The organism is Streptomyces sp. NBC_01232 (assembly GCF_035989885.1).
GTDB lineage: Bacteria > Actinomycetota > Actinomycetes > Streptomycetales > Streptomycetaceae > Streptomyces.
Genome location: NZ_CP108518.1, coordinates 4,351,537 through 4,375,549 on the forward strand (window position 1 = coordinate 4,351,537; position 24,013 = coordinate 4,375,549).

24 protein-coding genes are annotated in these 24,013 nt (G+C 73.1%); 12 read left to right on the forward strand and 12 right to left on the reverse strand.

The window, feature by feature from the left end:
• Window position 1 precedes the first annotated feature (1 nt).
• From OG444_RS20035 to OG444_RS20045, 3 genes are read right to left on the reverse strand one after another with little or no spacing between them, the layout of a single operon-like run.
• On the reverse strand, window positions 2-709 hold the full coding sequence (locus tag OG444_RS20035; RefSeq protein WP_327263457.1) for a 4'-phosphopantetheinyl transferase family protein: 708 nt from the start codon (window positions 707-709) through the stop codon (window positions 2-4).
• Between the two features lie 7 nt (window positions 710-716).
• On the reverse strand, window positions 717-1,616 hold the full coding sequence (locus OG444_RS20040) for an alpha/beta hydrolase (protein ID WP_327263458.1): 900 nt from the start codon (window positions 1,614-1,616) through the stop codon (window positions 717-719).
• Window positions 1,613-2,305, reverse strand: a complete 693-nt coding sequence (locus OG444_RS20045) for a tryptophan 2,3-dioxygenase family protein (RefSeq protein WP_327263459.1) — start codon at window positions 2,303-2,305, stop codon at window positions 1,613-1,615. Before OG444_RS20045 ends, OG444_RS20040 begins: the two co-directional genes overlap by 4 nt.
• 274 nt (window positions 2,306-2,579) lie before the next feature.
• On the opposite strand from OG444_RS20045, the gene OG444_RS20050 reads away from it, so the two are divergent.
• From OG444_RS20050 to OG444_RS20065, 4 genes are all read left to right on the forward strand, one after another.
• Window positions 2,580-2,780 (forward strand): hypothetical protein, encoded by a 201-nt coding sequence (locus tag OG444_RS20050; RefSeq protein WP_327263460.1) that lies wholly within the window; start codon window positions 2,580-2,582, stop codon window positions 2,778-2,780.
• On the forward strand, window positions 2,777-5,236 hold the full coding sequence (locus tag OG444_RS20055) for a TOMM precursor leader peptide-binding protein (protein WP_327263461.1): 2,460 nt from the start codon (window positions 2,777-2,779) through the stop codon (window positions 5,234-5,236). Before OG444_RS20050 ends, OG444_RS20055 begins: the two co-directional genes overlap by 4 nt.
• A gap of 80 nt (window positions 5,237-5,316) precedes the next feature.
• Window positions 5,317-6,552, forward strand: a complete 1,236-nt coding sequence (locus OG444_RS20060) for a sensor histidine kinase (RefSeq protein ID WP_327263462.1) — start codon at window positions 5,317-5,319, stop codon at window positions 6,550-6,552.
• A 49-nt stretch (window positions 6,553-6,601) separates the two neighbouring features.
• Window positions 6,602-7,258 carry a response regulator transcription factor gene (locus tag OG444_RS20065; protein ID WP_327263463.1) on the forward strand — a complete coding sequence of 219 codons (657 nt, stop codon included), beginning with the start codon at window positions 6,602-6,604 and terminating at the stop codon, window positions 7,256-7,258.
• A 61-nt stretch (window positions 7,259-7,319) separates the two neighbouring features.
• On the opposite strand, the gene OG444_RS20070 is transcribed toward OG444_RS20065, so the two are convergent.
• A complete protein-coding gene (locus OG444_RS20070; RefSeq protein WP_327263464.1) occupies window positions 7,320-7,940 on the reverse strand; it encodes an NADH oxidase in 621 nt (206 codons plus the stop codon).
• Between the two features lie 107 nt (window positions 7,941-8,047).
• Entirely contained in the window at window positions 8,048-8,845 is a 798-nt protein-coding gene (locus OG444_RS20075) for an AfsR/SARP family transcriptional regulator (RefSeq protein WP_327263465.1), read from the reverse strand.
• Between the two features lie 199 nt (window positions 8,846-9,044).
• Here OG444_RS20075 and OG444_RS20080 point away from each other — a divergent pair, with 199 nt between their 5' ends.
• The 5 genes from OG444_RS20080 (at window position 9,045) to OG444_RS20100 (ending at window position 14,371) form a co-directional block, all read left to right on the forward strand.
• Window positions 9,045-10,763, forward strand: coding sequence for a sensor histidine kinase (locus OG444_RS20080; RefSeq protein ID WP_327263466.1), 1,719 nt, complete (start codon window positions 9,045-9,047; stop codon window positions 10,761-10,763).
• A 9-nt stretch (window positions 10,764-10,772) separates the two neighbouring features.
• Window positions 10,773-11,432 (forward strand): response regulator transcription factor, encoded by a 660-nt coding sequence (locus OG444_RS20085; RefSeq protein WP_327263467.1) that lies wholly within the window; start codon window positions 10,773-10,775, stop codon window positions 11,430-11,432.
• A gap of 57 nt (window positions 11,433-11,489) precedes the next feature.
• Window positions 11,490-12,890, forward strand: a complete 1,401-nt coding sequence (locus OG444_RS20090) for a DUF2252 domain-containing protein (RefSeq protein ID WP_327263468.1) — start codon at window positions 11,490-11,492, stop codon at window positions 12,888-12,890.
• Window positions 12,891-13,157: 267 nt separating this feature from the next.
• Window positions 13,158-13,919, forward strand: a complete 762-nt coding sequence (locus OG444_RS20095; protein WP_327266866.1) for a J domain-containing protein — start codon at window positions 13,158-13,160, stop codon at window positions 13,917-13,919.
• Window positions 13,920-14,026: 107 nt separating this feature from the next.
• A complete protein-coding gene (locus OG444_RS20100) occupies window positions 14,027-14,371 on the forward strand; it encodes a rhodanese-like domain-containing protein (RefSeq protein WP_327263469.1) in 345 nt (114 codons plus the stop codon).
• Window positions 14,372-14,418: 47 nt separating this feature from the next.
• Here OG444_RS20100 and OG444_RS20105 read toward each other — a convergent pair whose 3' ends face one another.
• From OG444_RS20105 to paaA, 6 genes are all read right to left on the reverse strand, one after another.
• Window positions 14,419-15,561 carry an acyl-CoA dehydrogenase family protein gene (locus OG444_RS20105; protein WP_327263470.1) on the reverse strand — a complete coding sequence of 381 codons (1,143 nt, stop codon included), beginning with the start codon at window positions 15,559-15,561 and terminating at the stop codon, window positions 14,419-14,421.
• Window positions 15,562-15,708: 147 nt separating this feature from the next.
• Complete coding sequence (locus tag OG444_RS20110; protein WP_327263471.1) at window positions 15,709-16,812, reverse strand: 2Fe-2S iron-sulfur cluster-binding protein; 1,104 nt, start codon at window positions 16,810-16,812, stop codon at window positions 15,709-15,711.
• Window positions 16,813-17,319, reverse strand: a complete 507-nt coding sequence (gene paaD, locus OG444_RS20115; protein WP_327263472.1) for a 1,2-phenylacetyl-CoA epoxidase subunit PaaD — start codon at window positions 17,317-17,319, stop codon at window positions 16,813-16,815.
• Window positions 17,313-18,056: a 1,2-phenylacetyl-CoA epoxidase subunit PaaC gene (paaC, locus tag OG444_RS20120; protein WP_327263473.1), complete on the reverse strand. Its 744-nt coding sequence runs from the start codon at window positions 18,054-18,056 to the stop codon at window positions 17,313-17,315. The genes paaD and paaC overlap by 7 nt, the downstream gene beginning before the upstream one ends.
• Complete coding sequence (paaB, locus tag OG444_RS20125; protein ID WP_030009045.1) at window positions 18,053-18,337, reverse strand: 1,2-phenylacetyl-CoA epoxidase subunit PaaB; 285 nt, start codon at window positions 18,335-18,337, stop codon at window positions 18,053-18,055. Before paaB ends, paaC begins: the two co-directional genes overlap by 4 nt.
• Entirely contained in the window at window positions 18,334-19,395 is a 1,062-nt protein-coding gene (paaA, locus tag OG444_RS20130) for a 1,2-phenylacetyl-CoA epoxidase subunit PaaA (protein WP_383194619.1), read from the reverse strand. Before paaA ends, paaB begins: the two co-directional genes overlap by 4 nt.
• Before the next feature lie 135 nt (window positions 19,396-19,530).
• On the opposite strand from paaA, the gene OG444_RS20135 reads away from it, so the two are divergent.
• The 3 genes from OG444_RS20135 (at window position 19,531) to OG444_RS20145 (ending at window position 22,256) form a co-directional block, all read left to right on the forward strand.
• Window positions 19,531-20,193, forward strand: a complete 663-nt coding sequence (locus OG444_RS20135) for a DUF5819 family protein (protein ID WP_327263475.1) — start codon at window positions 19,531-19,533, stop codon at window positions 20,191-20,193.
• Entirely contained in the window at window positions 20,181-21,368 is a 1,188-nt protein-coding gene (locus OG444_RS20140) for an HTTM domain-containing protein (RefSeq protein WP_327263476.1), read from the forward strand. Before OG444_RS20135 ends, OG444_RS20140 begins: the two co-directional genes overlap by 13 nt.
• A 129-nt stretch (window positions 21,369-21,497) precedes the next feature.
• On the forward strand, window positions 21,498-22,256 hold the full coding sequence (locus OG444_RS20145; protein WP_327263477.1) for a TrmH family RNA methyltransferase: 759 nt from the start codon (window positions 21,498-21,500) through the stop codon (window positions 22,254-22,256).
• 60 nt (window positions 22,257-22,316) lie between these two features.
• Here OG444_RS20145 and paaN read toward each other — a convergent pair whose 3' ends face one another.
• Window positions 22,317-23,999 carry a phenylacetic acid degradation protein PaaN gene (gene paaN / locus OG444_RS20150; protein ID WP_327263478.1) on the reverse strand — a complete coding sequence of 561 codons (1,683 nt, stop codon included), beginning with the start codon at window positions 23,997-23,999 and terminating at the stop codon, window positions 22,317-22,319.
• Between the last annotated feature and the right edge of the window lie 14 nt (window positions 24,000-24,013).

A 24,013-nucleotide genomic window follows, 5' to 3' on the forward strand; every position in this document is an offset into this window, starting at 1 on the left:
GTTAAGCGCCTGCCAAATGTCCGCCCCCGGGCCCGCGTCCGGGCCCGCCCGTCACGTGGCGGGCGGGCACCGCCACGACCGCGAGCAGCAGCCCGTTCCCCGCGGCCCAGCGGCCGCCCAGCAGCTCTTCGGACCCGTGCCGGATCCGTGCGCGGAACCGGCCGTCCGCGGGCGGCCCGCAGAAGGCCACCTCCACGTCGCGGAACCCGAGCCGGACCCGGGCCTGCGGGAACCAGGCCTTGTACGCCGCCTCCTTGGCGCAGAACAGCAGCCGGTCCCAGCACACGCCCGCGCCGGAAGGCCCCGGCAGCGCGGCCCGCTCGGCGGGCAGGGCGATCGTCTCCAGGACCCCCGCGCGCAGCGGCCGGTCCGGTTCCGCGTCGATGCCGAGCCGGGCCACGTCCGCGGCCAGGGCGACGGCCGCGGCCCGGTACCCCCGGGTGTGGGTCAGGCTCCCCACCACCCCGGCGGGCCAGCGGGGCACCCCGTCCCCGTCCGGGAGCAGCGCCACCGGGGCGGCCGGCCGGCCGCTGCCGCCGAGCTCCCGCAGGGCCCGTCGGGCGCAGTGCCGCACGGTGGCGAACTCGCGCCGGCGGCCCGCCGCGACGTCGGCCACCACGGCCTCCTCGGCCGGCAGCAGCACCCCCTCGGGGGCGTCGCCGAAGGCGTCGGCGCCGGTGGCGCGGCCGGGCAGCAGGGCCCGGATCACCTCCGGATCACCTCTGGAACCGGGCGGCCCGGGCGACGGCCGCGCCGAGCACGGTGTCCGGCCGTCCGAGGTCGAAGGGCAGGTCGAAGTGGTGCCGTCCGGCCACCACCAGCTCGTTCACGTCCGCGGCCGGGCCCACGGCCGCCCGTACGGCCCCGGCGAACGCCGCCTGCTGCCGGCCGAAGGCATCCGTCTCGTGAATCCCGCGGGCGATGACCAGCGGCGGCAGCGCTCCCGGCCCCGGCACCGGCCCCGGCTCCGACCCGGCCCCGGCGGTCAGGCGGTGCAGCGGACTCACCTCGCGGGCCTCCTGCGCGTCCATGCCGAGCGCGTCGTTGACGTACGTACGGGTCAGCGGCTCCAGCTCGTAGACGCCGCTGATCAGCGTCGCGGACGCGATCTCGGCCGCCGCGTCCGTCCCGGCGGCCCGCCAGCCGGCGGTGTCCAGGAGCGCCGATGCCACCAGGTGGGCGCCGGCGGAGTGCCCGGCGAGGTGCACGGCCGAGGGCGCGCCGGGCAGTTCGGCCCGGCCCGCGCAGATCCGGCGTACGGAGTCGGCGGCCATGGCGGTGATCGCGCGCATCCGGTACCGGGGCGCCAGGCCGTAGCCGAGCGCCGCGAAGGAGATGCCCGCCGCCACGAAGTCCGCTGCCGCGAAGGCAGCTTCGGACCTGCTGAGTTCCTGCCAGTAGCCGCCGTGCACGAAGACCATCAGCGGCGCTCCCGGCTCGGCGGCGGGAAACAGGTCGAGCCGCTGCTCCGGCAGCGGCCCGCACGGCAGGCCGCGGTGCACCCGCAGGGTGGCGCGGGCCCGCGCGCTGTCGTCCGCGTAGCGCGCCAGGTACCGGTCGAGGTCGGCTACGAGCGAGCTGGGGGAATAGTCGAGGTCGAGTGCGGTCGTGGTCACGCCAGTTCCGCCCACACCTCGGGCAGTACCCGTCGGCGGGCCGCCGTCCACAGGTACGAGGCCCCGTCGGAGCCGGCCGTACCGGTGCTGCCGCCCAGGAACCGCTCGGCGAGGACGGCGTGCCGGGCCCGCCACATCGCCATCGCCTCGTCGAAGTCGAGCAGCGTCCGCCGCACCGCGTCGGCGGCCTCGCGGTCCGGGCCGCCGGCCGTGTAGTCGTGGTACGCCTCCTGGACGGACCGCTCCTCCAGCCTGGCGCGCAGCCGCTGCCGCTCGGTCGGGCTGAACCCGGCGGTGTTCAGGAAGCGGGTGTCGCGCAGCCCGCAGAGGTACTCGATCTCACGGAACTGCGCGGACTGGAAGCCGCTGGCCTCGCCCAGGGCGGTGCGGATCACCTCGAAGGCCGCCGGGGTGAGGGTGGCGAGCGCGTCGAACTGGCCCACGAGCGTGCGGAAGACGTGGGGGAGCGGAGCCGCGCGGCGGGCCGCGAGGAAGCCGTCGCCCGCGTCCAGGGCGGCGCGCACGTCCTCGAGGTGGCGCAGCGCGACGGCGAAGGAGATCTCGCAGCACTGGTGGGTGGCCAGGAACAGCACCCGCTCCACGTCGTCCTCGCGGACGCAGGCGGCCTCCAGGAGCTCTTCGAGCCGCAGGATCCGGCCGTACGGCGGGGCCTCGGGGGTGGCGTTCACGTGGACCTTCTTCCTCGCAGGGGCGAGCGCCGCTGCGGGTGCGGGGAAAGGGAGACGGGGAGGAGGCGGGAAGGGCCCCAACGGGAATGTGAGCGTAGTGAGGGGGGCCGCGGGCAACAGCGTCTTCAAGTGCTCGCTTAAAGGTCGCGGGGCCATGTGAGATCTTCATCTCACGGTGGTGAGCCCGGCACTGTCAGTGCTCAGCGGTTCCTCGCAGAATCATCAACGAACGGACAGGTACCGCTCGACTTCGAACAGAGGGAACCCACCCGCCATGACCAGCATTTCGGCCGGCACCAACGCCTTCTCGGGCGAATCCGCCGCTGCGCCCGCCCGCTCCTTCCGCCGCGGCCTGGTGATCCAGAACCTGGAGGCGGTGCCCGAGAACGCGTTGGCCGACTCGTGCATCATCTTCTGCACATCGGGTGTCCCCTGGGGCGTCCAGGCCGCGGCCTCCGGGCGGCTGGCGGCATGATCGATGCATGGAGCGCGCGCGTCGCTGCGCCGCTTACGGGGGATGACGTACTGGTGGGTTTCAAGACCCACTTGTGGCCGACGGTCGTACCGGACGACGCGGCCTACCTGGTGTCCCGGCGCGGGGTGACCGCGCTGCACGGCATCGAGGCCGAGGTGCTGGTCCCGCTGCTGGACGGCACCCGCACCGTGGCCGCCGTCCGCCGGGAGGCGGGGCGGACCCTGGACGCCGAGGACGTGGAGGCGGCCCTGTCGGCGCTGGCCGACGCCGGGCTGATCCGCTTCACGGCCGAGCCGCCCGCCGCACACCCGCCCGCCGCACACCCGCCCGCCGCGCGGCAGGCGTCGGCCGCACCGCAGGCGTCCGCCCGGCTCGGCCGGGTGCCGGCGCAACGCGGACGCGGGACCGAAGCCGAGGCGTACTGGGACCTGGCCGGGCTGGACGGGCGCCGCTCGGCCGCCGAACTGGCCGCGGCCAGCGTCGCGATCGAGGCGCTGCCCGGCACCGACCCGGAGTCCGTGGCCGAGGCCTGCCGCGCCTCCGGCATCACCGTGGCCGACGATCCGCGCGCCGCCGCGCTGACGCTCGTACTGTGCGACGACTACCTCGCGCCCGGGCTGGCCGCCGTGGACGCGGCCCACCGCGCCGACGGCCGGCCGTGGCTGCTGGTCAAGACGTGCGGTACGGATCCCTGGATCGGCCCGTTCATGCGCCCCGGCGACGGACCCTGCTGGCACTGCCTGGCCGTACGGGTGCGCGGGCACCGCCATTCGGAGCTGCCGCTGCGCCGCGCCCTCGGTCTGGACGGTCCCGTGCCGCGGCCCCCGGCCGGGCTGGCCGCCGGCCGCGCGCTGGCGGCGCACCTCGCCGTCCTGGAAGCCGCGAAATGGCTCGCCGGTATGCGCACCGCCGAGCAGGACAGCATCCAGACCCTCGACACACTGCGGCTGCGCACCGCCGCGCATCCGGTCACCAGGCTCCCGCAGTGCGCGGGTTGCGGGGATCCGGGCCTGGTGGCCCGCCGGGTGCTGGCGCCGTTCGTACCGGCTCCGCGGCCGAAGGCCGTCGGGGCCGGCGGTGGCGACCGGGCGCTGACCCCCGCTCAGATGCTCAGCGCCTACGGACACCTGGTGGACCCCGTGACCGGGGTGGTGAAGGAGATCCGGCGGATCCCGGGCACCCCCGACTTCGTCCACTCGTACGTCTCCGGGCAGAACCTGGCCATGCGGGCGGCCACCTTCGCCGGGGTGAGCTCCGGGCTGCGCGCGCTCAACGGCGGCAAGGGCCGCACGGAGGAAGAGGCGCGCACCAGCGCGCTGTGCGAGGCGGTGGAGCGCTACAGCGGTACGCGGCACGGGGACGAGCCGGTGGTCCGGGACACCCTGCGCGGCCTGGGCACCGCCGCCCTGCACCCCAACTCCGTTCAGCTGTACGACCGGCGCCAGTACACGGAGCGGGAGTACTGGAACGCGCAGCACTCGCGCTTCCACTACGTCTCGGCCCCGTTCGAGGAGGACCGGCCGACGGAGTGGACCCCGGTGTGGTCGCTCACCGGTGGTGTCCAGCGGCTGCTGCCCACCTCGATGCTGTACTTCGGCCTCGGGGAGGACGGTCAGGCGGCCCGGGCGGGGTCCGCGACCCGGTCGGTGGCCGGAGCCGGAGCCGGGGCCGCGGCCGGGGACGGTCTGTGGGCCGACTCCAACGGCAACGCGGCGGGCAGCAGTCCCGAGGACGCGCTGGTGCAGGGGTTCCTGGAACTGGTGGAGCGGGACGCGGTGGCCCTGTGGTGGTACAACCGCACCCGTCAGCCGGAGGTGGACCTCGATGCCTTCGACGAGGAGTGGGTCGGCCGGGTCCGGGACGGGTACCGCCGGGCGCACCGCGAGCTGTGGGTGCTCGACCTGACCTCGGACATGGGAATACCGGTGATGGCGGCGCTCTCCCGCCGGACCGACAAGCCCGAACAGGACGTGATCTTCGGATTCGGAGCGCATTTCGATCCCCGCGTCGCGCTGCGCAGGGCGCTCTCGGAGATGGGCCAACTGCTGCCGGCGGTTTCCGGTGTACGGCCGGACGGTACGGGATACCGGGTCAGCGATCCGGAGCCGCTCTCCTGGTGGCATCTGGCGACCGTCGGAAATCAGCCATACCTCATTCCCGATCCGGCCATTCCGGCTCGAACTCCGGGGTGCTGGCCGCATTACCGCACCGGCGACCTGCTCGAAGATGTTCACAATATTGTCGAGCTGGTGGGGAACAAGGGGATGGAACTCCTGGTCCTGGACCAGACGCGGCCGGATTTGGGTCTTCCAGTTGTGAAAGTAATCGTTCCGGGGCTGCGGCACTTCTGGGCCAGATATGCGCCGGGCCGCCTATTCGACGTACCGGTCGCCCTGGGCAGACTGGTCGAACCCACTCCATATGACCAGCTCAATCCCATTCCGTTGTTCGTCTGAGCCCCCTTCCCGTCCTTCTCCGCCTTCACTCGCCTATGCTCGCGAAGCAATTGCATCGGGACGGTCGAAGGGGGATCGACATGGCACTCCGCCACAGCTCAGAGGGTGAAGTGGCGGAGGCGGTGAGGGCGGAGGGGATTCTGCGCCGCAGCAGGGACCTGCCCCCGCCGCGGATGGCGCAGGTGATCCTCATCGTGGCGATCAGCTGCTACGTCGGCATCACCATGATCAACATCCTGCGGGCCGGTGTCGCCGGCCTGGACCTCGTCCTCGCGATGGGCTCGCTGGCGGCGATCTTCGCCCTCCAGCTCCTCCACTCGCGGCCGGGCGCCGGGCGCAAGCCCGTCGCGCGCAAGGTGCTGACGCTCGGGGTCCAGGCCGCCCTCACCTACCTGCCGCTCATCATGCTCAAGACCCAGTGGGGGGCGATGGCCGGCTTCCTCGCCGGGTCCGTGCTCCTGCTCCTGCCCCCGCGGCTGGGCTGGACGCTGTACGGGCTGGTGGGCGTCACCATGCTCGTCCCCCCGGTGCTGGAAGGCTGGCCGTTGATCGACTGTGTCTACGTCGTCCAGTCCACCCTGCTCACCGGGCTGGTCACCTTCGGACTGACCCGCCTGTCGGAGCTGGTGCAGGTGCTCCACGAGAGCCGGGACGAGCTGACCCGGGCGGCCGTCACCCGGGAACGACTGCGGTTCGCCCGGGACCTGCACGACCTGCTCGGCTACAGCCTCTCCGCGATCACCCTCAAGGGAGAGCTGATCCACCGTCTGATCCCGGTCCAGCCGGCCAGGGCCAAGGAGGAGATCGAGGACGTCCTCGCCATCTCCCGGCAGTCGCTGGCCGACGTACGGCGGGTGGCCAGCGGCTACCGGGACATGTCCCTGGAGGAGGAGATCCGTTCGGCCGAATCGGTGTTGAGCGCCGCCGAGGTCGAGGCCGTGAGCGACATCCGGATGGGTCCGGTCAGTTCACCGGTGGACACGGTCCTGGCGACCGTGCTGAGGGAGGCCGTCACCAACGTGCTGCGCCACAGCCAGGCCGCACAGTGCGAGATCAAGGCCGTCGAGGAGGATGGCTTGATGACGCTGTCGGTCACCAACGACGGTGTCACCAAGGGGTATCGGGACAGCTCCCCGCACAGTGGCAGCGGTCTGGGCAATCTGGAACTCCGACTCCGCGCGGTGGGCGGGGAGCTGGAGGTGGACCGCGGCTCCGGCGACGTGTTCCGGCTGGTCGCGCGGGTGCCCGCACAGGGCGGGCCCGCCCGCGACCCCGAGGGAGCGACGGAGGACGAAGGTGCCGGGTTCGCCGCCTGAGTTGGCCCCTCTTTCCTGTCCGGAGCTGCCTTAAACCGGCCACGTTGATATGATCGACGTCACAAGATCGGCCGCGCGGACGGGGGAGCTCGCAAAGGTGATCAGAATCCTGCTGGCCGAAGACATGAACATGGTGCGCGGGGCGCTCGTGGCCCTGCTCAACCTGGAGGACGACCTGGAGGTCGTCAGCGAGCTGGAGCGCGGTGACGAGATCCTCGCCGCAGCCCTCGAGGTCAAGCCGGACATCGCGGTCATCGACATCGACCTGCCGGGTCTCGACGGGCTGAGCGCCGCCGTACAGATCCACGAGCACCTGCCCGAGTGCCGGACGCTGATGCTCACCAGCCTCGGCCGCCCGGGGACCCTGCGCCGGGCCCTGGCGGCCCAGGTCTCCGGCTACCTGCTCAAGGACGACTCACCGAAGGAACTGGCCAGCGCCATCCGCCGGGTGGTGGCCGGCCAGCGCGTCATCGACTCCAAGCTGGCCCTGGCCGCGTGGAGCGGGCTCGAAAGCCCGCTGACGGACCGCGAGACCGAGGTCCTGCGGATGGCCGCGCAGGGAGCCGAGGCATCGGAGATCGCCGGGGAACTGCACCTGTCCATCGGGACGGTGCGCAACTACCTGACGACCGTGGTGGCGAAGCTGAACGCCCGCAACCGCGTCGACGCCATCCGCATCGCCCGCGACGCGGGCTGGCTGGTCTAGGGGGTGTGCTGGGTCCTGTCGTCAAAGTCCCGCCCGGCCGGCGCTACTTTGACGACAGGACCTAGGCCGACTCGTCGGCGGGCGCGACCATCCCGGCGGCGCACAGGTAGCCGAAGATGTCCTTGGTCACGTTCCGCGGCAGCGGCAGCGCCGCCGAGGCCGCGGCCAGGGTGGTCGGCCAGGCCAGCATCATCGCCACCCAGGCCGCCTCGGGCCGGTGCAGTACCACCCGGTGCGGTGAGTCGACGGACTCCAGCACGCACTCGGCCCCCGATTCCGGCACGCTGAACGCCACGTGCCGGGGAAGCCGTACGCGGCGCTCGCCGGGCTGGCGGATCAGGACGAACGGGGCCACCGGCGACAGCGGGAAGACCGACAGCAGCGGCCCCTTGAGGTCCTCCACGCCGAGCGTGCGCACCACGAGGTGCGAGAGCTGCCGGAGCGCCGGCAGGGTGACGAGGGACAGGTCCTCCGACCCGCTCACGGCATTGCCCAGCAGCACCGGCCCGAGTTCCATCCGGCGGAGCGCCTCGCGCACCGCGGGACTGGGCCGGTCGAGCCGGTCCTCGCCCCAGCGGCTCGTGAGCAGCAGCGCGTCGCCGCCCGTGCCCTGGTCGACGACCACGTCCTCGGACAGCGACCAGAGATGGACGGTTGGGGCATCCCCAGTCGTGCGCCGCATATCGCACCTCTCTTGCCGGGCGGCGGGATTCGTCGAGTATGGCGCCGGGCCCAGGCCTCGGGACAGCCACTGAGTCATGTGGTGACCGTGAAGATTTCACGTCGTCCTTACACCGCGATCAGGTCCGCAACCGGCGGGTCCAGGGTCGGATCGCAGCCCAGTACCGCCCGGTGCAGTTCCTGCAGCCGCCGCGACGGCTCGATCCCCAGCTCGCTGACGTACGTCGAGCGCAGCCGCCGGAAGACCTCCAGTGCCCGCGAGGCCCTGCCGCTGCGGTACAGCGCGAGGATCAGCTGCGCGTGCAGGTTCTCCTGCAACGGATACAGCGAGGTCAGCGCCGTCAGCTCGCTCACCAGCCGGGTGTGCGCGCCGAGCCGCAGCTCCGCCCCGATCCGGGCCTCCAGCGCGGCCAGCCGGACCTCGTCCAGCCGCAGCGCCTCAGCCCGCAGCACGCCGCCCTGCTGGACGTCGCACAGGGCGGGGCCCCGCCACGCGGCGAGCCCGGAGGCCAGCAGGCCGGCACCCCGCTCGTCGTCCCCGGCCGCCAGCGCCCGGTTGGCCTCCGCCACGGTCGCCTCGAACTCCCGGGTGTCGACGCGGGCCGCGGCCGACCCGAGCCGGTAGCCCCCGTAGCCGGTGGCCACGATCTCCTTGGGGTCGGTGCCGGTGACGCCCGCGATCCGCTGGCGCAGGTGCTTCACGTACGTCTGCACGGCGGCGGTCGGCCCGCTGGGCGGGCAGCCGCCCCACAGCTCCTCGACGATCGTCCCCATGCTCACCTCGCGCCCCAGGTTCACGGCCAGCAGCGTGAGCAGCCTGCGCTGCTTCGCGGCGCTGGGTACGACGGACCTGCCGCCGACCGTGACGACGAGGGGTCCCAGCAATCCGATCTCCACGCGTTCCATGCCCGCTCCCTTCGGTGAGGCCCTCAGGCTCGCACCCGCACCCCTGGCCGGGACAGTTACCCAGACACCACTTGGCTGTGAACCGCCGCCTCCCGCCGTATGAGAACTTCACACTCCGGGCGCGGTGACGACTTTCGTCGTACGGGGCGCGACGAAAGAGGGCGGACGGGGTGGAGTGCGGGTGTTTAGGGTCGGGCGGGTGGATGCGAAGGCGAAGACGCGTGCCGGCTGGGACTGGCTGAAGGGCCCGGAGCCGTGGACCCGGCGGATGCTGGCGGGGGACCTGGCGGTTGCCGTGGTGCTGGGCATCCTCGGCCTGGGCGTCGCGGAGCTCGACCGCGTTTCCTGGCAGCGCATGCTGGGCGGCGGCGTGGCGGTGATGGCGCTGACGCTGCTGCGCCGCAGGCTGCCGGGAACCACCCTCGTGCTCGGCTCGGCCGCGATCACGGCCCTGCCGGGGGCGTTCTTCGTCCTGCCGCTGATGGGCTGGTCGGCAGGGCGGCGGATCGTCGGGGTGGGCCGCGCGCTGGCCGCCTTCACGCTGGCCTTCGTGGCGGCGGTCGGTGTCAGCGTGCTGGACGAAGGGTCGCAGATACGACCGCTCCTGGTGATCGTGTTCTCCACGCTGATGTTCCTGGCGATGACCGTGATGCCCGGCCTGGCCAGCCGGTACTGGTCGCAGCGCCGCACCCTGCTGCGCGCGCTCCATGAGCGCAACGGGCAGCTGCTGCGCGAGCGGGCCATGGTCGCCGGGCAGGCGAGGCTGCGCGAGCGCCAGCGCATCGCCCAGGACATGCACGACAGCCTGGGCCACCAGCTGGCCCTGATCTCCGTGCACACAGGGGCGCTTGAGGTGGATCCGAAACTCACCGACCGTCAGCGCGAGGCGGTGGGTGTGCTGCGACAGGCCTCGGTGGCCGCGATGCACGAGCTGCGCGAGGTCGTCGGCATCCTGCGCGACGGGGTGGAGGCGCCCGCGCCCGTGGAGGAGGCCCAGCCCGCGGCCCGCGGGGTGGCCGGTATCGCGGGGGTCGTGGAGGCGGCGCGGGGCTCGGGGACCGATGTCCGGATGACCACGACGGGGCAGCCGCGGCCGCTGGTCGCGGCGTGCGACCACGCCGCGTACAGGATCGTGCAGGAGGCGATGACGAACGCGTACAAGCACGCTCCGGGGGCGCCGATCACGGTGGAGCTGCGGTTCGAGGACGACTCGCTGGTGGTGGAGATCGCCAATGGGCCGGCGGCGGGAGCCGCGGCGGACGAGGTGGTCTCGGGCGGGCAGGGCCTGACGGGACTGCGCGAGCGGGCCCGGCTGGTCGGCGGAATGGTGCACGCGGGCCCCGCCGAGGGCGGCGGGTTCCGGGTGGCGGGTGTCCTGCCGTACGGGGCCGAGCCGGCCGGCGTGGAGGACGTGGCCGACGACTTCGGACAGCGGGCCCAGGCCCGGACGATGGCGCAGGCGTATGCGGGCGGCCGGGCGCGTGGGCGCAACGGCGAACAGCCGATGGACTGGGACGCGGTGGACCGGGAGCTGGCCGTGCGCGTGCCCAGCCGCACCAGCGCCGTCGCGGTGGGCTGCGGGATCGCGTTCGCCGCGGTGGTGCTGCTGGTGATCGTGTTCGGCGCCGGAGCGCTGCTGCTGATGGACTCGGCCAGTGACGCGATGATCGGCCGGGACGAGTTCGACGCCGTGCACGTGGGCGAGGGGGAGCAGTCCGTCCGGGACCGGCTGCCGAGCGGGGAGAACTTCATGACCGCCGGGGCCGCCCGGAAGGGACCGCCCAGGCCACCGGGTTCGGAGTGTCTGGCCCTGCTGGCCGAGAACCAGCCGAGCACCCTGGGAACGGACCTGATCTTCCGGTTCTGCTTCCAGGACGGCAAGCTCGTGGAAAAGCAGGAGTACGAGGTCAAGCAGTAGGAGCGCGGGGTGACAGCCGAAGTGATCAGAGTGGTGATCGCCGACGACGAACCACTGATCCGGGCCGGGATCAGGATGATCCTGACCTCGGCGCCGGACATCGAGGTCGTCGCGGAAGGGGCCAACGGCAGGGAGGCGGTGGAGCTGGCCCGCTCGCACGCGCCCGACGTGGTGCTGCTGGACATCCAGATGCCGGTGATGGACGGCCTGACCGCGCTGGGGGAGCTGCGGCGGGCCGTGCCGGAGGTGCGGGCGCTGATCCTGACCACTTTCGGGGAGAAGGAGAACGTGCTGCGGGCGCTGGGCGAGGGCGGTGCGGGCTTCCTGCTCAAGGACTCGGCTCCGGGCGAGCTGATCGGGGCGGTCCGGGCGGCCGCGGCCGGGGACGCCTACCTCTCGCCCGGGGCGACCCGGCACGTGGTGGACCAGCTGGCCTCGGGGAAGGCCGCCGTGCGCGGTGAGGTGGCCCGGCGTCAGGTGGCGGAGCTCAGCGAGCGCGAGCGCGGTGTGCTGGCGCTGCTGGGCGAGGGGCTGTCCAACGCGGACGCGGGCCGCCGGCTGCACATGAGCGAGGCGACCGTGAAGACGTACGTGAGCCGGATCCTGGCGAAGCTGGGCTGCGAGAACCGCGTGCAGGCCGCACTGCTGGCCAGGGACGCCGGGCTCTAGGTACGGTCAGCCCGTTCTGGAAGCGATCAGTGAAGTGAACGGGTGGGGGCGGCGTCGATGGCGGCTGTAGCGGGTCAGCGGATTCCGGACGTGGCGGGGTTCGCACCGAGGGTGGCGCCGGACTCTCCCAAGGAGGCGGGCAAGGCGCTGCGCACCCGCGTGCCGCGGTCGGCGCACGCCGCCTTCGTGGCGCCGGCCGGGAGGCCGGACGCGGTGCGCGCGGTGGAGGAGTCCAACGCCGGGCGGGTCCCCGAGCTGACTCCGATACGGGTGGGCCGGATGGCCGCGAACCCCTTCGCGTTCCTGCGCGGGGCGGCCGGGCTGATGGCTCACGACCTGTCCGGCGGTCCGGTGACCGGGGTCGGCGCGCAGATCTGCGGCGACGCGCACGCGGCGAACTTCGGTCTGTACGGGGACCCGCGCGGCCGGCTCGTCATCGACCTCAACGACTTCGACGAGACCGTGTTCGGTCCGTGGGAATGGGACCTGAAGCGGCTGGCGGCCTCGCTGGTGCTGGCCGGGCGGGTGGCCGGCGCGGACGAGGACACCTGCCGGGCGGCCGCCCTGGACGCGGTGGGCGCGTACCGGCGCACCCTGCGGCTCCTGGCGAAGCTGCCCGCTCTCGACGCGTGGAACGCCATCGCGGACGAGGAGCTGGTCTCGCACGCAGACGCCCGCGATCTGCTGGGCACGCTGGAGCGGGTCTCCGAGAAGGCCCGCAACAACACCTCCGCCCGGTTCGCCGCCCGGTCGACGCGGACGGAGCCCGACGGCGGGCGCCGCTTCGTCGACGCGCTGCCCGTACTGCGCCGGGTCGGGGACGGGGAGGCGGCGGCCGTCGCGGCCTCGCTCGGCCTCTACCTCCAGACGCTCCAGGGCGACCGGCTGCCGCTGCTGGCCCGGTACGCGATCCACGACGTGGCCTTCCGCGTGGTGGGCACCGGGAGCGTCGGCACGCGCTCGTACGTGGTCCTGCTGCTGGACCACCGGGGCGAACCGCTGGTGCTCCAGGTCAAGGAGGCGCGGCCCTCGGTGCTGCTGCCGCACCTGCCCGGGCTGGGCTTCGCCTCCGAGCCGGAGGAGCACGAGGGCCGCCGGGTGGTGGCCGGGCAGAAGCGGATGCAGGTGGTCTCCGACATCATGCTCGGCTGGACCACGGTGGAGGGCCGCCCCTTCCAGGTGCGGCAGTTCCGCAACCGCAAGGGCAGCGTGGATCCGGCGGCGCTGGCCGTCGACCAGATCGACGATTACGGGCGGATGACCGGCGCCCTGCTGGCCCGGGCGCACGCGCACAGCGTCGATCCGCGCCTGCTGGCCGGGTACTGCGGGAAGAACGACGAGCTGGACGAGGCGATGGCGTCCTTCGCCGTGGCCTACGCCGACCGCACGGAGGCCGATCACTGCGACCTGGTGGCGGCGGTGCGGGCCGGTCGGATCGCGGCGGAGACCGGCGTCTGATCACGGCCGGAGTCGGGCCGGACCCGCCCGCGCCCGGCCCGACCAGGGCGTGACGTGTGCCTGACCTGGGCGTGAGCCGGGTTGGACCGGTTCGGCCGGGGTGGCCGAGGGCCGTGTCACGGCGGGCGGTGTTTCACGTGAAACATCGCCCGCGCGGACGGGCCGTAGGCTGGCCGGGTGAGCGAGCAGACCGAGCAGCCTGAGCAGACAGTCCCCGGTGATTCCGGCGACTCCTCCGTCACCGGCGAGGAGCGCCCCGAGGCGCGCCTGGAGCGGGCCGTGCGGGCCGCCGAGCAGGCGCTGATCGAGTTCGAGATCGCGGTGGAGACCTTCCGGGTGGAGGTGGAGAACTTCTCCCGCCTGCACCACCAGAAGCTGGGCCCCATGTACACGAGGCTCGATGAACTGGACGCGCTGATCGCCGAGGCGAAGGCCTCCCGCAGCGGTGATCCCGAGGACCTGCGACGGGCGAAGGAAGCGCGCTCGCTTGTCATGCCGATGCCCGGGGTGGAGGAGCTGTTCCACGACTGGCTGGGATCGGACGGGATCTCCGACGACGCCTCCGCGATGCTGACCGACCGCCCCGTGCGGCCGCCGGAGCGGGTGCGGCCCTCGGAGGAGGTGCGCCGGCTCTACCGCGAGCTGGTCCGCCAGGCCCACCCCGACCTCGCCCAGGAGGAGGCCGAGCGGGAACGGCGCGACGCGTTCATCGCGCGGGTGAACGCGGCCTACGGGCGGGGCGACGAGCGGCTGCTGCGCGAGCTGGCCGAGGAGTGGGCGGCCGGACCGGCGCCCGAGGCGGCCGTGCCGGGCGAGAGCGAGGAGCTGTACGCCCGGCTGGAGTGGCTGGCGCGCCGCAAGGAGCTGCTGTCCCTCGTGGCCAAGGAGCTGGAGGAGAGCGCGATCGGGTCGATGCTGAGGATGGCGCCCGAGGACCCGGACCGGCTGCTGGAGGAGATCGCGGAGCAGCTGCTCGCGGAGGTTTCCCAGCGCGAGGCCGAGCTCGAGGCGGCGCTCGCCGCCGAGTGAGCCCGGCTGGCCGGCGCTGCGCCGCTGCTGGGCCGCATCGGCCGGGCGGGACGGCGGGCAGCGTCGGCTAGGTTGGAGTCACTATCTGCGATGAGAGAAGGCGACGTATGAACTTCGGACCGCTTCCCTCGGTGGACGCCGCCGCGGTGCCCTCCGAAGGCTTTGTCCTCGACGTCCGTGAGGACGACGAATGGGCGGCCGGCCACGTCGAGGGTGCTCTGCACATCCCGATGAGCGACTTCGTGGCCCGCTTCGGTGAGCTGACCGAAGCCGTCGACGACGGCCGCCGTGTGTACGTGATGTGCCGGGTCGGCGGGCGTTCCGCGCAGGTCACCCAGTACCTGGTGCGCCAGGAGATCGACGCCGTGAACGTCGACGGCGGGATGCAGGCCTGGGACGGTGCCGGGCGCCCGATGGTGACGGACAACGGGAACCCGGCCTTCGTCCTCTGACGTCCTCCCGCTCCAGTCCGGACTCCGGCTCCAGTCCGGACTCCGGCTCAGGCGAGGGGGTGGGCGGCCAGCAGGTCGCCCAGGGCCTCCTCGTGCGCCGCGGCCGGGCCGAGCTGGAGCTCCAGCTGCTTGGCCCAGGCGTGGTAGCGGTGCAGCGGGTAGTCGGTGTCGGCGCCGAAGCCGCCGTGCAGGTGCTGGGCGGTCTGCACGACCCGGCGCACGCCCTCCGAGGCCCAGATCTTGGCCACCGCGACGTCACCGGAGCTCGGCAGCGGACCGCCGGCGCCACCGGTCGCGGCGTCGAGCCGCCAGGCGGCCTGCCACAGGGTGACCTCCATGGCGCGCAGGTCGATGTACCGGTCGGCGGCCTGGACGGCGACGGCCTGGAAGGTGGCCACCGGGAAGCCGAACTGCTCACGCTTGCCGGTGTACTCGCTGGTCATCGTGAGGACGTTCTCCCCGAGTCCCAGCGCCAGTGCGCAGGTCCCGGTGGCGAGGAGCTGGCGGAGCCGCTCCCAGGCACCCGGGGTTTCGATGAGGTGCCTCCCGTCCACCCGTACGCCGTCGAGGGCGAGTTCGGCGAGCCGTTCGCCGCTGGTGGAGACCTGTTCGGCCAGGGCGAGTCCCTCGGCGGTGCGCGCGACGAGCGCGAGGACCGCCTCGCCCTCGCCGGTGTGGGCGGGTACGGCGATCCAGTCCGCGCCGTGCGCCCAGGGGACGGCGGTCTGCGTGCCCTCCAGGATCCAGGACTCCCCGTCGCGGCGGGCGATGACGGCCAGTTCGGCCGGGTCGTGGCCGGAGCGCCCGTGGGCGGCGGCGGTGAGCACCAGCGTCCCGCGCCCCGCGCCGGGCAGCAGGGCGGCGGCCAGTTCGGGGCTGCCGTGGGCCTGCACGGCCATGGCCGTGGCGCAGTGCTCCAGCAGCGGGACCCGGGCCAGCACCCTGGCGGCCTCGCGCAGCACCAGGCACAGGGCGACTGTGTCCAGGCCCGCTCCCCCGTGCTCCTCGGCGAGGACCAGGCTCAGCAGGTCGGACCCGGCGAGCTTGGCCCACAGCGGGCGGTCGAAGTCGTCGGCGACGGCCCCCGGGGTCAGCGCGGGGCTGGGCACGCCGTCGGCCGCGACATCCGCGAAGACGGCCCTGGCCGCCTCGACGGCGGCCTGCTGCTCCTCGGTGAAGGTGAAGTCCACTGCCTGTCCTCCCGCGTTCGGGTCTGACGGTGCCGCGTCCGACGGTCTCGCGCCTGACGGTGCGTCAAGATAGAACAGGTTCTTGAAAATGGACAGGCCCCCGTCGTCGACAGGGGCCTGACCGGGTGCCGTCCGCTCGGCGGTCGCTCAGCGGTCGAAGTCGATCTCCACTTCCTCCGTCACCGGGTGCGACTGGCAGGCCAGGACGAAGCCGGCCTCCGTCTCCTCGGCCTCCAGCGCGAAGTTGCGGTCCATCCGGACCTCGCCCGAGACCACGAACGCCCGGCAGGTGCCGCAGACCCCGCCCTTGCAGGCATACGGGGCGTCCGCGCGGTTGCGGAGCACCGCGTCCAGCAGGGACTCCCCGTCCTGGACCGGCCAGGTGCCCGAGCGGCCGTCGAGCCGGGCGGTGACCCGCCCGTGCGCGGCGGCCGTCCCGGAGGCGGCGCGGGCCGTCGGGGCGGTGTCCTCGACGTGGAAGATCTCCTCGTGCACCCGGGTCCGGGCGACACCGAGCGCGGCCAGGGTCCGCTCCGCGCCCTGCACCAGGCCGTACGGCCCGCACAGGAACCAGCCCGTGACCTCGGCCACCGGCAGCAGCGCGGGCAGCAGGGCCGCCAGCCGCTCCTCGTCCAGCCGCCCCGAGGGCAGCCCGGACTCCTGCTCCTCCCGGGAGAGGACCGTCACCAGCTGGAACCGCGCCGGATAGCGGTCCTTGAGGTCGGCGACCTCCTCCAGGAACATCGTCGAGGCCGCCGTACGGTCGCTGCGCACGAGGCAGAACCGGGCGTCGGGCCGGGCGGCCAGCAGGCTCGCCGCGATCGACAGGACGGGCGTGATGCCGCTGCCGCCCACGATCGCGGCGTAGTGCCCGGTGGCCGGTGCGGCGGCGGGCTCCAGCACGAAGCGCCCCGCCGGGACCATGACGTCCAGCACGTCCCCGGCGGCGATCTCCTTGTGCGCGAACGTGGAGAACTCGCCGCCCTCCACCAGCCGCACCCCGACCCGCAGCTGCGCGGGCCCCGGGCCGTCCGGCGCCGGGGCGGCCGAGCAGATCGAGTAGGTGCGGCGGACCTCCGCGCCACCCTCGGGGGCGGCGCGGCGCAGCGTCAGGTGCTGGCCCGGGGCGTGCCGGTAGTCCTCGCGCAGTTCGGCGGGAACCCGCAGGGTCAGTGCAACCGAGTCGTCGGTGAGCCGGTCGACTGCCGCCACCGTCAGCGGGTGAAACGCGCCGTGGCGGGGGGCGGCCATCTAGAGCTCCTTGAAGTGGTCGAACGGTTCGCGGCAGGCGGTGCAGCGACGCAGCGCCTTGCATGCGGTGGAGGAGAACCGGCTGAGCAGTTCGGTGTCCGTCGATCCGCAGTTGGGGCAGCGGACCGACAGGGTCAGCGGGACCGGCCCGCCGGCCGCGTGCGGCCGGGGCGGGGCGATGCCGAACTCGGCGAGCTTGCGGCGGCCCTCGGCGCTGATGTCGTCGGTGGACCAGGCGGGGGCCAGCACGGTCGTCACCCGCACGTCGGGGATGCCGTGGCCGGTCAGGGCCCGTTCGATGTCGGCGGACATGGCCTCGATCGCCGGGCAGCCCGTGTAGGTGGGCGTGAGGGTGACCTCCGCGTGGCCGTCCTCGTGCATCCGCACCCCGCGGACCACGCCGAGCTCGCCGAGGGTGAGCACGGGCAGCTCCGGGTCCGGGACGGAGCCGGCCAGCTCGGCCAGTTCCGCCTCCAGGCGGGTCGTTCCGGCGTCGGCGGTCACCACGATGCCCCCGGGTGGCTGCGGTGCAGGTGCTGCATCTCGGCGAGCATCCGGCCGAAGGACTCGGTGTGCAGTCCCTGCCGTCCGGCCCCGGCCGCCCAGGCGCCGGTGCGCGGTCCCTGGGGCAGGTCGAGACCGGCCTGCTCCAGTACGCCGGTCAGCGCGGCCAGCCAGCGCCCCTCCACGGCGGTCAGGTCGAGCCCGTCGAGTCCGTCCACCGGCTGGAACATCTCGCCGGTGTACTTCCAGAGCGCGTCGAGGGCGGCCCGCATACGGCTGCGGCTCTCCTCGGTGCCGTCGCCGAGCCGCAGGGTCCACTGCTCGGCGTGGTCGCGGTGGTACGCGGTCTCCTTGACGGCCTTGGCCGCCAGGGGCGCGAACGGGCCGTCCCCGCGGGCGAGCTCCCCGTAGACCTCGTGCTGGTAGAGGGAGAAGTAGAGCTGCCGGGCGATGGTGTGGGCGAAGTCGCCGTTCGGCTGCTCGACCAGCTGGAGGTTGCGGAAGGACCGCTCCTCGCGCAGGTACGCCAGCTCGTCCTCGTCGCCGGCCAGGGACAGCAGGATCCGGGCCTGGCCGAGCAGGTCGAGGGCAATGTTGGCGAGCGCGACCTCCTCCTCCAGGACGGGGGCGTGTCCGGCCCATTCGCCGAGGCGGTGGGAGAGGATCAGCGCGTCGTCGCCGAGCGCCAGCGCCGCCGTGGCTTCGGCGCCGGTGAGACGGGTGGTGTCGGTGCCGGTCACAGGTGGCTCACCCCCTCCGGGATGTCGTAGAAGGTCGGGTGCCGGTAGGGCTTGTCGGCGGACGGCGCGAAGAACGGGTCCCGCTCGTCCGGCGAGGAGGCGGTGATCTCGGTGGAGGGCACCACCCAGATCGAGATGCCTTCACCGCGCCGGGTGTAGAGGTCGCGGGCGTTGCGCAGGGCCATCTCCGCGTCGGGGGCGTGCAGGCTTCCCGCGTGCGTGTGCGAGAGGCCGCGGCGCGAGCGCACGAACACCTCCCACAGGGGCCAGTTCTGCGTCATACCCGTGCCTCCTCGTTCTGTCCGGCGGGCTTCGCCGCCTGTTGTGCCACCTGCTGTGCCGTCTGCTTCCGGGCGTACGCCGCGGCCGCGTCGCGCACCCAGGCGCCTTCCTCGTGGGCCCTGCGCCGCTGGTCGATCCGCTGCTCGTTGCAGGGGCCGTTGCCCTTGAGCACGTTCCAGAACTCCGCCCAGTCGATGGCGCCGAAGTCGTGGTGCCCGCGCTCCTCGTTCCACTTCAGGTCCGGGTCGGGCAGGGTCAGGCCGAGGGACTCGGCCTGAGGGACGGCGATGTCCACGAACCGCTGGCGCAGTTCGTCGTTGGAGTGCCGCTTGATGCGCCAGGCCATCGACTGCGCCGAGTGCGCCGACTCGTCGTCCGGCGGGCCGAACATCATCAGCGACGGCCACCACCAGCGGTCGACGGCGTCCTGGGCCATCGCGTGCTGGGCCTCCGTGCCCTGCGAGAGGGCGAGGAGCAGCTCGTACCCCTGGCGCTGGTGGAAGGACTCCTCCTTGCAGATCCGGACCATGGCGCGGGCGTACGGCCCGTAGGAGCAACGGCAGATCGGCACCTGGTTGGTGATCGCCGCGCCGTCCACGAGCCAGCCGATGGCGCCGACGTCCGCCCAGGTCAGGGTGGGGTAGTTGAAGATCGAGGAGTACTTCTGCTTGCCCGAGTGGAGCTTGTCGAGCAGCTCGTCGCGGCTGGTACCGAGGGTCTCTGCCGCGCTGTAGAGGTACAGCCCGTGGCCGGCCTCGTCCTGGACCTTGGCCATCAGGATCGCCTTGCGGCGCAGCGAGGGCGCACGAGTGATCCAGTTGGCCTCGGGCTGCATGCCGATGATCTCGGAATGGGCGTGCTGGGCCATCTGGCGCACCAGTGAGGCGCGGTATTCGTCCGGCATCCAGTCGCGCGGTTCCACGCGCTCGTCGGCCGCCACCGCCGCGTCGAATGCCGCCGCGAGCTGCGCGCCCAGGTCAGCAGTCATGCCTGTCCCGTCCGTCCCGTCTGTCCCGGGGGCCGTGTCCGGCCCCGTTTCCGGGGTCACTGCCACCATTCCGGCTCCCTGTGAGAGTCCGCCGTCCGCCCGACCGACCGATCGTTCGGTTCATCCGCTTCAATGGTGAGACGACGGCCCGTAGGGTGTCAACCTCTGAGGTCAACCCTGTGGAAGCCGGACGATCGGGTGGGGATGGATTCGAACGAGCACGAGCCCGCCGAAGGGGCCGCTCCGCCACCCCCGCGGGCGCCCGGAATAGCCGGTCTGTCCACCCCGTACCGGGTCGTGACCGCCCTGGCCCTGGGGGTGATCGCCGTGGCCGCCTGTACGCACCTCGCGCTCGTCTTCCTGCACGTGGCCCCGGCCAACACCCTGAGCAAGCAGCACGCGCAGACGATCGACGGCTGGATCTACCCCGAGTTCGAACAGAACTGGAAGCTCTTCGCGCCCAACCCGCTGCAGCAGAACATCGCGGTCGAGGCGCGCGCCGAGGTACGGACCGCCGACGGCGGCATCACCGGCACGCCCTGGCACGACCTGAGCGCCGAGGACGGCGAGGCCATCCGGCACAGCCTGCTGCCGAGCCACACGCGGCAGAACGAGCTCCGCCGGGCCTGGGACTTCTTCACCGGGTCCCACGACGAGGAGAACAGGCCGAACGGCGAGCGCGGCAAGCTGTCCGAGGAGTACCTCCAGCGGATCGCGGTGAACCGGCTCGCCCCCCACGCCCGCGGCGCGGAGATCGTGCGGATCCAGCTGCGCTCGGCGACCACGGCGGTGCCCGCGCCGAAGTGGAGCACCGAGACCACCGACACCCAGACCTACTACCGGGAGCTGCCGTGGTGGACGGTGTGAGGCGCGCCCGCGAGACGGCGGGTCGGCTGGCCGCGCAGATCACCGGGCGGGCGCTGGGCCCGTACCAGAGCGCCGTGGTCCGCATCGGCTTCGCCGCGACCTGGCTCTTCTTCCTGCTGCGCGAGTTCCCCCACCGCGCCGAGCTGTACGGACCGGACGGGCCGTGGAGCTGGCGCCTGGCCGAGCGGCTGATCGATTCCAACCACGCCTTCTCGGTGCTGATGTGGTCGGACTCGACGCTGTGGTTCGAGATCGTGTACGCGGTGTCCGTGCTGGCGAGCGCGGGGCTGCTGCTGGGCTGGCGGACGCGGGCGACCTCCGTGGTGTTCATGATCGGAGTGCTGTCGCTGCAGAACCGCAGCGTGTTCATGGGCGACGGCGGGGACAACGTCATCCACCTGATGGCGATCTACCTGGTGCTGACCCGGTGCGCGCAGGTGTGGTCGCTGGATGCGCGCAGGGCCCGTACGCGCGGCTCGGCGACGGCCGGGGCCGCGGGGCCCGTGCTGTGGGGCGTGCTGGGCGCGGTGTTCGCCTTCGGCGCGGCGACGGGCCGGTTCGGCTACGGCTGGCTGGCGGCGTTCGCGGCGGTGTGGGTGGCCTGCGGGCTGTGGTGGATGGTGGACCGCTACGAGCCGGAGGGCGAGGGGCGGGCGGTCCTGGACGTCCTGGCCAACCTGCTGCACAACGCGGCCATGATGGTGATCATGGCGGAGGTCTGCCTGATCTACGCGACGGCGGGCTGGTACAAGATCCAGGGCTCCCGGTGGCAGGACGGGACGGCCCTGTACTACCCGCTGGGGCTCGACTACTTCTCCCCGTGGCCTGGGCTGTCGGCGCTGGTGGCCGGGAGCGGGACGCTGGTGATGCTGCTGTCGTACGGGACGGTGGCGGTGCAGGTGGCCTTTCCGTTCACCCTGTTCAACCGGCGGATCAAGAACGTCCTGCTGGTGCTGATGATGCTGGAGCACGCGGGGATCGCGGTGCTGCTGGGGCTGCCGTTCTTCTCCCTGGCGATGATCGCCGCGGACGCGGTGTTCCTGCCGACCGGGTTCCTGCTCTGGGCGGGGGTACGGGTCTCCATGGTGCGGTGGCGTCGGCGGCGGGCGGTGGAGCCCGAGCCGGCCGCCGGCGAGCCGGTGCCGGTGCCCGTGCCGTTGCCGGGGCCGCGCTGACGGTGCCGGGGCCGCGCTGACGGTGCCGTGCGGCGCCGCTGCCGGGGCGCCGCCCCGGACCCCGCGCCCCGTCGCCGACGGGGCTGAACCCGGTCGGGAGGGCGTCCGCGCGGACCGTAGGGTCGGGGTATGGACGAGACGGTGCGGGAGTGGCGGGAGGCCGAGCAGGCGGGAGGTCTCGTGCTGCTCGACGGGTTCCACGCGGTGAAGCACGCCCTGCGGTTCGGGGCCGATGTGCGGATGGTCATCGCCGAGGATCCCGGCGCGGTACGGGCGCTCGCCCGTGAGCTGGCTCCGGACGTCGAGGACGCCGTGGCGCGGCTGGTGCGGCGGGCCGCCCTCGAGGAGGTCCTGCCCCGGGTGCATCCCACCGGCGTCGCGGCCCTCGCGGTACGGCCCGACCGGGCGGCGGGCATCGCGGGGCTCGGGCGGCTGCCGCGGCCCGCGCCCGTCGTCGTCCTCGACAACCCCCGCAACCTCGGCAACGTCGGAGCCGTCGTCCGGCTCGCCGCCGGTTTCGGTGCCACCGGCGTGGTGACCCGCGGTGACCTCGACCCCTGGCACCCGAACGTGGTCCGGGCCGGGGCCGGGCTGCACTACGCCACCACCGTCGAGCGCCTGGCCCTGGACGAGCTGCCGCCCGGCCCTCTCTACGCGCTCGACCCGGAGGGCGAGGACATCCGCGCCCTCACCCTCCCGGACGACGCCCTGCTCGCCTTCGGATCGGAACGCCACGGGATCTCACCCGAGCTGCGCGCCCGGGCCGACCACCTGGTCTCCCTGCCGATGCGCTCACAGGTCTCCAGCTACAACCTGGCCACCAGCGTGGCCATGACCCTCTTCCACTGGGGCGGTCCCCCGGCCGAAGAGGGCGCCGAGCCGGCCTAGCCTGCGGCCACGCCGGGCGATGGCCCGTCGGGCGCCCGCCGGGCGCCCGACGTCCGCGGCCTATGCCTGGCGGCGGACCTCCACCACGCGGAAGCGGTTCGCGACGAAGGCGCCGTCGCAGAGGGCCGCGTTGGCCGCCGGGTTGCCGCCGGAGCCGTGGAAGTCCGAGAACGCGGCGGTCTGGTTGACGAAGACCCCGCCGGTCAGGTTCAGCGAGAGCTGCGCGGACTCCTCCAGGCAGACCTCCTCGATCGCCCGCTCGGTGTCCGCCGACGTCGTGTACGCGCCCACCGTCATGGCGCCCTTCTCCCGCACCGTACGGCGCAGCAGGTCGAGGGCGTCGGCGGTGGTGTCCACGGCGACCGCGAAGGAGACCGGGCCGAAGCACTCGGAGAGGTAGGGGGCGTCCGCGTCGGGCTTGGCCGCGTCCAGCTTGACCATGACCGGGGTGCGGACCACCGCGTCCGGGAACTCGGGGTTCACGACCTCGCGGGAGGCCAGCGCGACCTCGCCCAGCGCGGCGGCGGCCTCCAGCCGGGTCCTGACGTCCGGGTTCACCAGCGCGCCGAGCAGCGCGTTGGCCCGGGCGTCGTCGCCCAGCAGGCCGCCGACCGAGGCGGCGAGGTCGGCGACGACCTCGTCGTAGGTCTTGTGGCCGGCGTCCGTCGCGATGCCCTCGCGCGGGATCAGCAGGTTCTGCGGGGTGGTGCACATCTGGCCGCTGTACAGGGACAGCGAGAACGCCAGGTTGGACAGCATGCCCTTGTAGTTGTCGGTGGAGTCCAGGACGACGGTGTTGACGCCGGCCTTCTCCGTGTAGACCTGCGCCTGACGGGCGTTGGTCTCCAGCCAGTCGCCGAACTCGGTGGACCCGGTGTAGTCGATCAGCTTGATCTCGGGGCGGACCGCGAGGGTCTTGGCGATGCCCTCGCCCGGGTGCTCGACCGCGAGCGCCACCAGGTTCGGGTCGAAGCCCGCCTCGGCGAGGACCTCGCGCGCCACCTGGACGGTCAGCGCGAGCGGCAGCACGGCCCGCGGGTGCGGCTTGACCAGGACGGCGTTGCCGGTGGCCAGGGAGGCGAACAGGCCCGGGTAGCCGTTCCAGGTCGGGAAGGTGTTGCAGCCGATCATGAGGGCGATGCCGCGCGGGACGGCGGTGAAGCTCTTGCCGAGCTCCAGCGGGTCCTTCTTGCCCTGCGGCTTCGACCAGTCGGCCTGACCCGGGACCCGGGTCTGCTCCTCGTACGCGTACGCCACGGCCTCCAGGCCGCGGTCCTGCGCGTGCGGGCCGCCGGCCTGGAACGCCATCATGAAGGCCTGGCCGCTGGTGTGCATGACCGCGTGCGCGAACTCGTGGGTCCGGGCGGAGATGCGGGCCAGGATCTCGATACAGACCAGGGCGCGGGCCTCGGGTCCCGCGTCGCGCCAGGCACCCATGCCGGCCTTCATCGCGGGCAGCAGCACGTCCGGGTCCACGTGCGGGTACTCGATGCCCAGCTCCGGGCCGAAGGGGGACACCTCGGCGCCCGCCCAGCCGTCGGTGCCGGGCTGGCCGAGGTCCAGCCGCGTGCCGCGGACGGCCTCGAACGCGGCCAGCCCGTCGGCGGGCGCGGTCTCGCCGTAGGCCTTGGGATGCTCGGGATGCGGGGACCAGTAGGCACGGCTGCGGATCGCCGACAGGGCCTGGTCCAGGGTGGGCCGGTGCTTGGCGGACAGCTGGGGGACGGTGAGCTCGGCGGCCATCAGGGACCAACTCC